At 69.9% G+C, this 12,710-nt stretch carries 13 protein-coding genes; 12 read left to right on the plus strand and 1 reads right to left on the minus strand.

Annotation, left to right across the window (positions count from 1 at the left end; all coding sequences use genetic code 11):
* Positions 1-56: 56 nt before the first annotated feature.
* On the minus strand, positions 57-1,604 hold the full coding sequence (locus AB5L97_RS08430) for a leucyl aminopeptidase (RefSeq protein ID WP_369047169.1): 1,548 nt from the start codon (positions 1,602-1,604) through the stop codon (positions 57-59).
* Between the two features lie 186 nt (positions 1,605-1,790).
* Between AB5L97_RS08430 and AB5L97_RS08435 the strand changes: the two genes are divergently transcribed.
* The 12 genes from AB5L97_RS08435 (at position 1,791) to AB5L97_RS08490 (ending at position 11,505) form a co-directional block, all read left to right on the plus strand.
* Positions 1,791-2,837: a proteasome assembly chaperone family protein gene (locus AB5L97_RS08435; protein WP_307956578.1), complete on the plus strand. Its 1,047-nt coding sequence runs from the start codon at positions 1,791-1,793 to the stop codon at positions 2,835-2,837.
* A 9-nt stretch (positions 2,838-2,846) separates the two neighbouring features.
* On the plus strand, positions 2,847-4,157 hold the full coding sequence (locus AB5L97_RS08440; protein ID WP_369047170.1) for an MFS transporter: 1,311 nt from the start codon (positions 2,847-2,849) through the stop codon (positions 4,155-4,157).
* Between the two features lie 247 nt (positions 4,158-4,404).
* Positions 4,405-5,733: a DUF4192 domain-containing protein gene (locus tag AB5L97_RS08445; RefSeq protein ID WP_369047171.1), complete on the plus strand. Its 1,329-nt coding sequence runs from the start codon at positions 4,405-4,407 to the stop codon at positions 5,731-5,733.
* Positions 5,734-5,951: 218 nt separating this feature from the next.
* Positions 5,952-7,232, plus strand: a complete 1,281-nt coding sequence (locus AB5L97_RS08450; RefSeq protein ID WP_369047172.1) for an RNA polymerase sigma factor — start codon at positions 5,952-5,954, stop codon at positions 7,230-7,232.
* A gap of 117 nt (positions 7,233-7,349) precedes the next feature.
* Entirely contained in the window at positions 7,350-8,255 is a 906-nt protein-coding gene (locus AB5L97_RS08455) for a tyrosine-type recombinase/integrase (protein ID WP_369047173.1), read from the plus strand.
* Positions 8,252-8,728 (plus strand): hypothetical protein, encoded by a 477-nt coding sequence (locus AB5L97_RS08460; RefSeq protein ID WP_369047174.1) that lies wholly within the window; start codon positions 8,252-8,254, stop codon positions 8,726-8,728. The genes AB5L97_RS08455 and AB5L97_RS08460 overlap by 4 nt, the downstream gene beginning before the upstream one ends.
* A gap of 187 nt (positions 8,729-8,915) precedes the next feature.
* On the plus strand, positions 8,916-9,245 hold the full coding sequence (locus AB5L97_RS08465) for a hypothetical protein (RefSeq protein ID WP_369047175.1): 330 nt from the start codon (positions 8,916-8,918) through the stop codon (positions 9,243-9,245).
* Positions 9,242-9,598 carry a hypothetical protein gene (locus tag AB5L97_RS08470; protein ID WP_369047176.1) on the plus strand — a complete coding sequence of 119 codons (357 nt, stop codon included), beginning with the start codon at positions 9,242-9,244 and terminating at the stop codon, positions 9,596-9,598. The genes AB5L97_RS08465 and AB5L97_RS08470 overlap by 4 nt, the downstream gene beginning before the upstream one ends.
* Positions 9,595-10,680, plus strand: coding sequence for an AAA family ATPase (locus tag AB5L97_RS08475; RefSeq protein ID WP_369047177.1), 1,086 nt, complete (start codon positions 9,595-9,597; stop codon positions 10,678-10,680). The genes AB5L97_RS08470 and AB5L97_RS08475 overlap by 4 nt, the downstream gene beginning before the upstream one ends.
* Positions 10,677-10,913, plus strand: coding sequence for a hypothetical protein (locus tag AB5L97_RS08480; RefSeq protein ID WP_369047178.1), 237 nt, complete (start codon positions 10,677-10,679; stop codon positions 10,911-10,913). Before AB5L97_RS08475 ends, AB5L97_RS08480 begins: the two co-directional genes overlap by 4 nt.
* The gene (locus AB5L97_RS08485) at positions 10,910-11,179 is read left to right on the plus strand and encodes a hypothetical protein (protein ID WP_369047179.1); all 270 of its coding nucleotides are present in this window, start codon (positions 10,910-10,912) and stop codon (positions 11,177-11,179) included. The genes AB5L97_RS08480 and AB5L97_RS08485 overlap by 4 nt, the downstream gene beginning before the upstream one ends.
* On the plus strand, positions 11,176-11,505 hold the full coding sequence (locus AB5L97_RS08490; RefSeq protein ID WP_369047180.1) for a hypothetical protein: 330 nt from the start codon (positions 11,176-11,178) through the stop codon (positions 11,503-11,505). Before AB5L97_RS08485 ends, AB5L97_RS08490 begins: the two co-directional genes overlap by 4 nt.
* Positions 11,506-12,710 lie beyond the last annotated feature (1,205 nt).

Below are 12,710 nucleotides of genomic sequence, written 5' to 3' on the forward strand. Positions count from 1 at the left end.
GTCTGTTGGCCGACGAAGGGTGGCAGTGGCCGGGTGGCAGGCTGGGGCCTCGGACGTCAGGCGCTGGCGACGCGTTCGAGGTAGCCGATGAGGGTCCGGACGGTCGATCCCGTGCCCTGCTTGGGAGTGTGTCCATAGGCCGAACCCGTGTTGAACGCCGGCCCGGCGATATCCAGGTGGGCCCACGGGACCGAGCTGCCGTCGGGACGCTCGCCGACGAACTCCTTGAGGAAGATCGCGGCGGTGAGCATGCCTCCTGGCCGCTCGCCCACGTTCGCGATGTCTGCCGTGGCCGAGTCGAGCCCCACGCGCAGTTCCTCGGGGAGAGGCATGGGCCAGGCCGCCTCGCCCGCGTCCGCGGCGGCGTCGAGCAGCGGGCGGGTCACGGCGTCGTCGCCCATGACACCCGCCGTGCGGGTGCCGAGCGCGATGAGCGCCGCACCGGTGAGCGTCGCGACGTCGATCAGCGCGTCCGGGTTCTCCTCACTCGCCGCCGCGAGCCCGTCCGCCATCACGAGGCGCCCCTCAGCGTCGGTGTTGAGGACCTCGACCGTGCGGCCGCCCCGGACGGTGATCACGTCGGACGGTCGCTGGGCGCTGCCCGACGGCATGTTCTCGGCAATGCAGAGCCAGGCCGTGACCTTGACGGGGAGCCCCAGCCGGGCAGCTGCGAGTGCCGCATTGAGGACGGTTGCCGCCCCTGCCATGTCACTCTTCATCTGTTCCATGTTGGCGGCCGGCTTGATCGAGATGCCGCCAGAATCGAACGTGATGCCTTTGCCCACCAGATGGATGTTCTTGGCGGATGCCGCCTTCGCGGGGACGTACTCGACCTTGACCAGCCGGGGCGGGCGGGAGGAGCCCTGGCCGACGGCGAGGATTCCCCCGAAGCCCTCTTTGGCGAGCCTCTTCTCGTCGAACACCGTGACCTTCACGGGCAGGGCCTTCGCGAGGTCCCGTGCAGCTTCTGCGAACGTTTCGGGGTAGAGCTGGCTCGGCGGCATGTTGACGAGCGTGCGGGTCGCGTTCACGGCCGCGCCGACAATCGACGCGCGGGAGAGCACAGCCTCAGCATCGGCCGCGGCCACTGCCGGCGCGTAGAGGATCGCGCTGCCCACGTTGCCCTTGATGCTGGTGCCGGCGTCAAGGGCAACCGCGTCGGCCGATTTGTGCTCTGTATAGGAGTAGGCGCCCAGTGCGGCGCCCTCCGCGACGGCTGCGATGTCCTCCGCCGTCGAGGAAGGCAGGGCGAGGACCACCGTGTCGTTGCCCGCGAGCTGGCGGATGGCGGATCCGGACGCGCGCCGCAGCTGTTCGGCGCTCGGCGCGGCGTCGCCGTCGAGCTTGCCGATACCCACGAGCGCAAGGACATGCGCTCCCAGCTCGGGGAGCCCGGGGAGCCGGTGCAGCTGGTCCTGAGCGCCCGTGACGCCGAGTGCCGCGAGTGTCGAGGCGACGGCCTCGGCATTTCGCTCGCTCAGTGGGGTTTCGAGGAGCACAGGTCCGTCCGCCCCTTGCGCGACGCCGATGACGAGCACATCGCTCGGGGTCTTGCGCAGGTCCTTCGACACTGCCCTCAGGGTGACTTCACGGTTGCTGAACACTGCGGCGCCTCGATTCTGCAGGGGCTGCGGTGCAGTGCGCCGGCCTCGCCCGTGCGGGGGAACTGTGGTGGAAAGGGTCACGTCTTCCCGATCGTAGCCGGACGCCGGGCGGCAGGGCGGGTGCGGATGGAATGATAGAGGGCCAATGACTGTTGGAGCGTGCAGAGTCAAGAGAGGACAGATGCCGTGATCGACCCCGCCTCCGGGCCACTGCAGGATCCCGCCGGCCTCTACACAGCAGCCCTCGAGCTCAGCCGTGACGAGGGTGTGCGTGGCTTGCCGCTCATCATGGGCTTCACCGGGTTCGCGGATGCCGGCCATGCCGTGCGCCAGATCAGCGAGGAGTTGATCAGCGTCCAGGCCGATGGCGCCCTCGTGGCGTTCGACGTCGACCAGCTGCTCGACTACCGCTCGCGCCGGCCCCGCATCCGTTTCGTCGAAGACCACCTCGAGGACTACGACACCCCGAAGCTCGCGCTCTACCGACTCGAAGACGGGCTCGGGAGGCCCTACCTCCTGCTGTCCGGACCCGAACCAGACCTGCAGTGGGAGCGGTTCGCGCGGGCCGTCGTCGGCCTCGTCGAAGAGCTTGAGGTGAGCCAGACGCTGTGGGTCCATGCGATCCCCATGCCTGTTCCGCACACGCGGCCCCTCGGAGTCACGGTCCACGGCAACCGGCCCGAGCTCGTCGAGGGGATCTCGCGATGGAAGCCCGTCGTCGAGTTCCCCGCCGCGGTGGGGCACTTAATCGAGCTCCGGCTCATTGAGGCAGGCCATGACGTGACCGGATTCGTTGTCCACGTCCCGCACTATCTCGCCGAGGCCGAGTATCCTGCCGCGGCCGTGACCGGCCTCGAGCACCTCGGCGCGGCTGCGTCTCTCATGCTTCCGAGCGATCGTCTCCGGGAGGCCGCGCGCGAGGTCGAACGGCAGGTGGCGGACCAGGTGGCCGCATCCGAGGACATCCGCGAGGTGATCTCTGGGCTCGAGGAGCGCTTCGACGACCGCAGCGCGGAGGTGCCGCGCAGGTCGCTCCTGGCAGGCTCTGCAGACGAGCTCCCCTCCGCCGAGGACCTCGGCGCGGCGGTCGAGGCGTACCTCGCATCGCACGGCGAGGCGGACGCGGCGCGGGACACCGAGACGGGCGACGGCGCGGGCTCGCCCCGCGATGGTGACGCACCGCACGGGCCGGATGACGCGGGAGGAGCGCCCCGGGACAACCCGCCGAAATAGGATCGTGGGGTGAATAGCTGGCGCGCCTATACGGTCTGGGGAATCGGAGTCTTTGCCTATCTGGTGGCGGTGCTCCAGCGCACGTCCTTCGGCGTGGTGGGACTCGAGGCGGCCGACAGGTTCCATGCCGGCGGTGCCGCGCTCTCGGCGTTCACCGTTCTGCAGCTCGTGGTGTACGCCTCGCTGCAGATCCCGGTGGGCATCCTGGTGGACCGTTTCGGCAGCCGGGTCATGGTCGCCGCGGGCGCCGTCTTCATGGCCCTCGGCCAGCTGCAGATCGCCGAGGCGGAGTCCGTGGTGACGGGCATCATCGGGCGCATGCTCGTCGGCATGGGTGACGCCATGACGTTCGTCTCGGTCCTCAGGCTCGTTCCGCTTTGGTTCTCGGGCCGCAGATCGCCGCTCATGAGCCAGCTCACGGGCGTCATCGGCCAGCTCGGCCAGCTCGTGAGTGTCATACCGTTCCTTGCGCTCCTGCGGGCCACCGGGTGGTCGCAGGCCTTCATGAGCCTCGCAGCCCTCTCGGTCCTCGTGGTCGTGCTCGTCCTCACCCTCCTGCGCAACGCGCCACCGGGAACGAAAGTCGAGCCGGAGGGTGAGCCCGAGGGCACCCGCGCCGTGCTCGCCGCTGCGTGGCGCCAGCCAGGGACACGGCTCGGAATGTGGAGCCATTTCACCGTCCAGTTCAGTGGGAACGTCTTCGCGCTCATGTGGGGCTTCCCGTTCATGGTCGCGGGGCAGGGGTACGACGCGCAGACGGCGGCGGGGCTCATGTCCTTCTTCGTCGTCGTGGCCATCATTGCCGGGCCTCCGATGGGGCGATTCGTTGCCCGGTATCCGCTGCGCAGATCGACGCTCGTGCTTGCCATCTGCGCGCTGACGGCCGCCGTCTGGATCGCTGTGCTCCTCGTGCCGGGACACGCGCCGGTGTGGCTCATGGCCGTGCTCGTGGCCGTCCTCGCCCTCGGGGGCCCGAGTTCGATGATCGGCTTCGACTTCGCGCGCACGTTCAATCCGTCCCACCGCCTCGGAACGGCCACCGGAATCGTCAACATCGGGGGGTTCGTCGCGGCGCTCCTGACGATGTTCCTCGTTGGATACCTCCTCGACCTCCAGCACGCACTCGGCCTCTCACCCCAAGGGCTGTACAGTCTCGACGCGTTCCGCGTGGCCCTCTCGGTCCAACTGCTCGTCCTCGGCGGCGGCGTACTCGCCCTGATCCGGGTTCGGCGCAAGGTGCGGCGCAATCTCGCGGCCCAGAACGTTCGCGTAGCCCCCCTGCGCGAGGTGTGGGCCGACTATCGGGCCCGCCGCCGCTGAGCCCAGACGCCGCTGAGCCCAGACGCCGCTGAGCCTAGACGCCGCTGAATTCGGCCACTGCCGCTGAGCCCCGGTGCTAGTGAGTCCGCTGCTGCTGAGTCCCGCCATCGTGGGTTCGGAGGCATGCTCTGGTCTGCGTCGGGTCTGGCCGGTGCTGGATTCTCCTCCACACAAACCTTCCGGGCGCGTTGTCCACATAGCGAGGCCCTCGGTGTCCAGAGGACCACGCGGTCAGAAGACTGGCTCCATGGACGAAACCCAGCATTCCGCACCCCACCCAGCGTCTACGGACGCGGCCGCGCCAAAGGACCTCGCGGCGCTCGCCCCGGCGGACGAGCCCCTTGCCATCCGTACCGCCGAGGACATCCTTGCGTACATCCCCCACGCCCTCGGCGAGTGGCCCCACGAGAGCCTCGTCGTGGTGCGCCTCGCCGGTGGGCAGCTGGGGTCCACGCTGAGAATTGACCTTCCCGGCCGCCGCGGGCCGTCGGCCCTGCGCCGGTTCACCGACACAGTGGCCGAGTACGCTGCCCATGGCGGGCCAGCAGCCGCCGTGCTGGCCCTCTACACACACCGAGCGTGGCCGGATCCACAGCGTCCGCCGCACCGCGAGGTCCTGGACGCCGTCGTGGCGAGGCTCGCCGAGGAAGAGGTCCAGGTGGGAGAGGTGTGGGTAGTGGGTGAGAAGCATTGGCGCACCGCGACCTGCACCGACATCCTCTGCTGCCCGTGGCCGGGGACCAGCGTGGAATCGCTTCGGGCAAGCCGGATCGAGGCCGAGATGGTCTACCGGGGGAGCTCCTACGGGACACGTGACCTTCTTGAGCCCGTGGGGATTCCCGTGGCGCCACCGGCAGCCGTGGCCGCTGCCATCGAAGCCTGCCTGCAGGACCCAGAACGGTGGTGGGACCCCCTCGTCTTCACCGCGGCGCTCGCGGCCTGGGAGGACGTGCTCTCCGGGCAGGCAGTGCCTGATCCGTCCCGCCTGCGGCTCCTGGCGGCGACCGTCATGCGGCCAGCGCTGAGGGACGCCGTTCTGGTCGCTTCGGCTTCGGATGCCGCGACGGCATGGCAGGGCTCTTCCGCCACGGCAGTGCTGCGGGCTGCGCAGCCCGAGGGACAGCCCCCAGGTCTGCCCGGCGGCGTGTCGGTGGCCACTGCGTCGGCCGCGCTTGACCTCTGGTCTGCGAGCCCTCCGGGCTTCGAATTCGGCCCGGTCCTGCTGGGCTCGACCGGATCAGCGCCCGCATGGGATCGGATTGCCCGGCTCGAACGCATCGCCTTGAGCCTGGCCCAGATGGAGGAGCCCGAGGTCCGCGCCCCGGCGCTGTCCATGCTGGCCTGGGTCCAGTGGGCGAGGGGCCGGGGCGGCCGGAGTCTCAAGTTCCTCGAACGGGCGCTCTCCGCGGACCCGGACTACCGGCTCGCGCAGCTCCTCTGGGACTTCGTCCAGCATGGCCAGCTTGCCGGGTGGGCGCTCAACAGGGAGACAGCCTGGCACCGTGCGGCGGAGGCCGCTGACGAAGAGGTGGGCCGGTGCCTGCGCGCCGGGGATGAAGGAGCGGCGCCTTCATGAGAGAATAGTCGGCAGACCCGGTTGGGTCCGAACTTCGGCTGGATGTTCTCGTTCGGGTTTTGAATCCGCGCGTGCGGGAACGAATCCAGTGGCCGAGGGGTTGTAGGAATACAGACCCTTCGGACCGGAGCGGCAGCGTGAGCAGCCGATCGGACTTGACAGGGTCATAGTGGTGTTGCCCTCAGGGCAATCACCGGCACTGCGGCAGGAAGGTAATCGTGACGCCCCCCACGGAGAATGAGACCGCCGAGACGGCGCTCGAGGAGAACGCCTCGGTGAGCGCTCCCGCGCGCACCGCGGCCAAGCGGTCTGTGGCCAAGACGGCTGCACCTAAGGCGAAGGCGCCCGCACGCAAGCCGGCGGCGAAGGCCGCCCCGAAGGGCCGGGCGAGCGCAAAGACCGCAGAGACGGCGACCCCAGCGGCAGCGCCGACCGAGGACGCCGTCGTGGAGGACCTCGAGGCGGTCACGCCCGATGAGGGCGAGATTGCCGCGGAGAGCGAGGCCGAGAAGGCATCGGGCTCTGCCATCGTCATCTCAGATGCCGACGATGACGACGCTCCGGTCCAGCAGGTCACGAGCGCCGGTGCGACGGCCGATCCGGTCAAGGACTACCTCAAGCAGATCGGCAAGGTGGCCCTCCTCAACGCCGAGCAGGAAGTCGACCTCGCACTGCGGATCGAGGCGGGACTGTTCGCCAAGCACAAGATCGACGAAGAGGGCGCGACCTACGACGCACAGCACCTCCATGACCTCGAACGCATCGTGCACGACGGCGAGCGGGCCAAGAACCACCTGCTCGAGGCAAACCTGCGCCTCGTCGTCTCGCTGGCCAAGCGCTACACCGGCCGCGGCATGCTGTTCCTCGACCTCATCCAGGAAGGCAATCTGGGCCTGATCCGCGCGGTCGAGAAGTTCGACTACACGAAGGGCTTCAAGTTCTCGACCTACGCCACGTGGTGGATCCGTCAGGCCATCACCCGTGCCATGGCGGATCAGGCCCGTACGATCCGTATCCCGGTCCACATGGTCGAGGTCATCAACAAGCTCGCCCGCGTCCAGCGGCAGATGCTCCAGGACCTCGGACGTGAGCCCACACCCGAGGAGCTCGCCACCGAGCTCGACATGACGCCCGAGAAGGTCGTCGAGGTGCAGAAGTACGGCCGCGAGCCGATTTCGCTCCATACGCCGCTCGGCGAGGACGGCGACTCGGAGTTCGGCGACCTGATCGAGGACTCGGAGGCCGTGGTCCCCGCGGACGCCGTGAGCTTCACGCTGCTCCAGGAGCAGCTCCACTCGGTCCTCGACACGCTCTCCGAGCGGGAGGCCGGCGTCGTCGCGATGAGGTTCGGCCTCACAGACGGCCAGCCCAAGACCCTCGATGAGATCGGCAAGGTCTACGGCGTCACGCGCGAGCGCATCCGTCAGATCGAATCGAAGACGATGTCGAAGCTGCGTCACCCGTCACGCTCGCAGGTTCTGCGCGACTACCTCGACTGAGAATTGCAGCTGCTGTGGGGTGTTTCCGCAGGTCAGAGGCAGTTTTCGAAGCCTGAACCGTTCGGCGGAGACACCGCACAGCGCTCCTAGTCGAGATATCAGAGGTAGACTGGGGGCATGCCCAGCACGGCCCCCAGTCCCGACCCCGGCTCTCTCCTGCCCTCGTGGCTGCTCGCCCTGCGCGCCGAGCGGAAGTCCCCGGCCACCCTGAAGTCCTACGGCGACGGGGTGCGCTCGTTCCTGTCGTGGTGCGCCCAGGAGGGCAGGCCCGCCCTCCTCGACCGTGCCACCGTGAACGGCTTCACAGCCTCCCTGCTCGACGACGGACGCGAGCCCTCCACGGTCCGCTCGCGCCAGCTCGCCGTCCGCCGCTTCTCGGCGTGGCTCGTCGAGGAGGGCGAGGCCGAGGCCGACCTCCTGCTGGGCATCAGGGCACCCAAGCTCGACGTGAAGGTCGTCGAGCCGCTGAGCGACGCCGAGCTGAAGGCGCTGGTGAAGGCCTGCGCCGGGACCGACCTGCGCGACCGCCGTGACGAGGCCATCGTCCGGTTCATGGCCGAGACCGGGACGCGGGCGGGGGAGTGCGCGACCCTCCTGCTCGCCGACGTCGACCTCGTCCACGGCACCGCCATCGTCCGGCGCGGCAAGGGCGGCAAGGGCCGCGCCGTGCCTTTCGGTGCGCAGACTGCCCGGGCCCTCGACCGCTACCGCCGGGTCCGTGCCTCCCACCGCCTCGCGGACACCCCCGCCCTCTGGCTCGGGGACCGGGGCAAGCCTTTCGCCTACGACGGCCTCCACAAGACGCTCTCCGAGCGCGCCGCAGCCGCCGGGATCGCTGGGTTCCACCCGCACAAGCTCCGCCACACTGCCGCCCACCGGTGGCTGGCCGCAGGCGGGTCCGAGGGCGGGCTCATGGCCGTCGCGGGATGGACCCGGCCCGACATGCTACAGCGCTACACGAAGGCCCGCGCATCCGAGCGGGCCGCAGACGAGGCCCGCAAGCTGAACCTGGGCGACCTGTGACGCGGGAACGCATCGACACCCGCGCGCTCCTGGAGGGCACCGCGACCAGCGTCGAGGACGTCGACCCCGACTGGCCGAGCACGGATGCGGCGGCGCACGTGGACCGCATCGTCAGCGACGAGTACGCCCCCGCACGCGCAGCGGACGCCGCCGAGGCCGAGCGCATCCGCAGGGAGGCCCGGGAACTCGCGCGCATGCTCGTCCCGCCCGGCGAGCCGCGCACCCCGTGGGTCTCGCTCAGGTGCGGGGACGCCGCCGTCGAGCCGGGCTGGCGCCTCGCGGTCACCCGGGACGTGGACCTCCTGCTCAGCGTCCCCGGCGGGACCACGGTGTCCCTCGACCAGCCGATCCGCTGCACGTGCGCCCATGGGACCGCTGCCGTGACGGTGCCGACCCTGCTCCGCGCCGTCCTCGCCGCGCTCGCGCACCGAGACAGCCGGAGCGCGTCCGTCGACGTGCACAGCCTCCGCTGACTCTGGCGTCGTCGCAGGAGAAGCCGAAGCACTGTGCGCGGGGGCCCGCCTACAATGGTGGCTGAGGCCGCAGCGCCGCCTGTCGAAGGCCTGCCGCAACGAGGAGCCCGGCACCGTACCGGGCAGGCCGGGAGGCCCCTCGGGACTCAGGGCACCACGCCCGCGAGCATCCGGAAGGCCTCCTCCGTTGCCACGACCCACCTCCACCGAGCGGCGGCTCAGCGCGCAGGCCGCCGCCAATACCTCCTGGGCCTACACCCAGGACCGCGCCGCGCGCACCGCACCGGCCCGAGCGGCGGCAGCAGCCCGCTTCGAACACCTGGTCGACCCCGGCGGCGTCCTCGCCCCGGATGAGCGCGCACGCCGCGCCGAGAGCCTGAGGAAGGCGCACTTCCAGCTGCTCGCGCTGAAGTCCGCACAGTCCCGCAGGCACGCCAAGGAGGCCGCCGAACAGGCCGAGGCCGCAGATGCAGAACTGGACGCCCTCCGCGCAGCAGACCCTCAGGGGCTGAAGTGAGCGCGCGGCCCCAGATCGGCGGCACGATGAGGATCCGCCTCCGTCCCGGGCGCCGCGACGTCTGGGGCCACCGGGACGGCCACGCCCTCACGCGCGCCATCGAGTCCGCCGAGCACGCGTCTGCGGGCAGGAGAGTGGTCTTCGAGGTGCCGCGCGGCCTCCAGCCCGACTGGGAGGGGCTCGCGTACCTCGCAGCCCACGCCCGCCACGTCGGCGGGATCGACTTCGACACCCCCGACCCCGACACGTTCCACGCATGGGAGGCCGCGACCGGCGCCGCGTTCGACGCCGACGACATCCGCCGCAGCAGGGGCACCAGGGGCGAGTATGACGGATGGCGGCGGCTGCGATGAGCGCCAGCACCGAGACCCGGGCCGACATCCTCGACGGCGCCAAGACGGCGGCGGCCCTCATGGGCGAGACGTTCGCGCCGCTGCGCTACGTCGTGGAAGGGCTCATCCCCGAAGGCCTCACCGTCATCGCCGGGCCGCCCAAGGCGGGCAAGTCCTACCTGGTCCTCGGCATCGCCGGTGCGGCCAGCACGGGCGGCAGGGCCCTCGGGCACATCCCCACCGGCCCGGCCCGGCCCGTGCTCTACCTCGCGCTGGAGGACGGGTGGCGGCGGCTGAAGACCCGGCTCTCCGACACGGGCACGGGACAGTCCCATCGGCTCGCGCTCATGACCAAGCTCACCGGCGGGATCCTCGACACGGTCCGCACCTTCATGGAGCGCCACGACGGCGAGGACCCGGTCGTGATCGTCGACACCCTCGCCAAGGTCATGTTCATGTTCCCTGCCGCGAACGGCGAGACCTCATACGAGCGCGACTACCGGGTGATGAGCACGCTGAAGGAGATCGCCGACGCCCACCCCGGTTCCGGCATCATCGTCGTGCACCACACCCGGAAGATGGACGCCACCGACTACGTCGAGCGGATCATCGGGACGCAGGGGATCGCCGGGGCAGCCGACAACCTCCTCGTGCTCCAGCGACGGCGCGGCGAGGCCGACGCCACCCTCTGCGTCACCAGCCGCGAGGCACCCGAGGGCGAGTACGCCGCCCAGTTCGGGGACCGGGGCGTGTGGACCCTCGCAGGCCCGACGCTGGCAGCCGCCGCACAGGCGGCCAGTACCCGCCGCGCCGTGGAGGGCGTCGGCGACCGCATGGCCGACGTGATCGCCTCTGTCAACCGGCATCCGGACGGCATCGGGCCGAAGACCGTCGCGCTCGACGTCGGCATCGACGAGACCACGACCCGCGTCTACCTCGGGCGCGCCGTCGAGCAGGGCCGCATCCGCAGGACCGGTCGCGGCAAGTACGCCCCCCTGCCCCCTGTTACAAGCGTTGCAAGCGTTGCGTTCGACCTCCCCCACGAACACCCCGAAAGTAACAAGCAACACTCGCAACACCCCTCTGAGGGAGACACCCCATGACCAGCCTCATCGGACCGCTCGTCATCGTCCCCGAGGACCTGCTCCCCGCCTTCATCGCAGCCATCGAGGCCCGGCCCTGCCCCGACTGCAACGCCGAGGTGCTGCACCTCCACGACCCCAGCGGCGCCGTCCACCGCTGCGTCATCCGCCACGAGGACAGCTGCCCGTCCTACCGCGCCGGGCTCAACAGGGCCCAGCGCCGGGCAGCCGCACGGAAGGAGCAGCGGAAGTGAGCGCGCATGAACGGGGGGACCTCGTGACCGACGTCGTCCGCTACGACGGGGCGCATTCGTTCGGGCTCCCCGAGGATCCGTGCCGTGGCGAACCCTACGTGACCCCGGCAGTCCTCCAGTCCCCGGGGTCACCCGACCTGCCCGGCGTCGCCGTCTTCACCGAAGGGTTCGGCGGGCTGCGGCTCATCCTCACCCCATCCCAGGCTGTCCGGCTCGCGGACGACCTCGTAGACCTCATCGAGAGCACCGAAGGAACGATGCCATGAACCCCGACCCCAAGGACTGGGCACTCACCGCCCAGCGCCACGAGAACATGCTCGCCGCCGGGCTCTTCCACGGCGAGGTCCGCCAGCGGGACCTCCTGCACGCGCTGGACGACATGGCACACGAGCAGCCTGCCGAGCTGCGCGAGGCGTACCTGCTGCGCATTGCCGCGACCGCCATCACGTTCGAGGCCGCCGTCCTGCGGACCCTCGGCGAAGAGGGTGGAACGGCGTGGCTGGAGGAGAAGGGCCGCTCCCTCGAACTGCTCGCCCCGCATGTGCGCTTCGAGCCGCCGCCGGACGACGTGGACGACGAGGACGAGCCGTGAGCAAGCGCCAGCCCCCGAGCAGGCCGCGCCGACTGCCGCCACCACCGCCGCCGAGGCGTCCACGGCCACGGGGGCACTGACCAGAAGGCCAAGGCGTGGGACATGTGGCTCGACTGCCACGACGCACCCAGGATCGAAACTCGGGTTCGCGAAGGCGGATGATCCGACCGACAAAAAGGACGACGCCGCGAGCACTGTCAGGAATTGGCTCCGTCAAAACCGCAAAGCTGCGGAATTGACGGAGCCCCCCGAGTCGCGGCAGGACTTCGACGTGTGGCAGTTCGCCGCCGCCGAGAGGGACGCCGGGTGGGAAGTCACTTCCCACCTCCGGGGCGCGCGAAGTCTGTGGGGGGGGGAGGCTGGGGACTCGGTAATTCAAGATTCTGCATTTTTAGGGGGAGGCTTGGATCACTACTTGGGGATCCCAAGGAGTGATCGAGCCACTGGCCCCGGGGACGTTCCCTGCCGGTGGGCCCGGATCTCGCCCCGCTCCTGCCCTTCCCGGATCCTTGACGAACCCCCCGGGGGGGGGTGACACGTAGCAGTCAAACCCAGGGACGGGCCCCAGCGAGCACCCCAGCGCACCCCCCGCCAGTCACACCACCCCCATCCCACGAGCGCTCCAGGCAGGCGCACAGCCACGCACGCCCGGCACTCCCACCGACCAGCAGGCAGGGAAGATGTCCAACGTCGCCGCCTCGCGTGAACTGGCCAGCCCTCGAAAGGAATTACGCCGCAGTGCGGCGCAATTCTCCAAGAAAGACCTCGGGATCGACCACCGCCGCGCATCTCGGTGGGCCAGAAGGTTTTCATCCCCGGCAGGCTCAGATTCGTCACGGAATCATGAGGAATGGCACACCCAAAACGACCGGACACAACAAGGACAATTCGCCGAGACGCAACCGGCTACAGCGACAGTCACGCACCACGCCAACCCAAGGCCCCCGGGGGGGGTCGTTTTTTTGGGCGCGTGTTCTTCGCGAACCTCTTCGTCTTCCCTTTTCTCTCTCCCCCGGGGCAAAAAATGGATCCGCCCCGGTCGGGCCGTTGGGGGTCGGCTGGCCGGGGCGGACGCTTCGAGAGTAACGCCGTTCCGTACTGGGCGGGCGGCTTGGATGCGGGTGCGGTCGTGTCAGGTGTCCCGAAATGGGACACCTGACGGTCGCGGTCAACAGCGCTTTTGCTAACGCCCACAATCGGCGCGA

Source organism: Sinomonas sp. P10A9 (genome assembly GCF_041022165.1).
In the GTDB taxonomy this organism is placed as follows: domain Bacteria; phylum Actinomycetota; class Actinomycetes; order Actinomycetales; family Micrococcaceae; genus Sinomonas; species Sinomonas puerhi.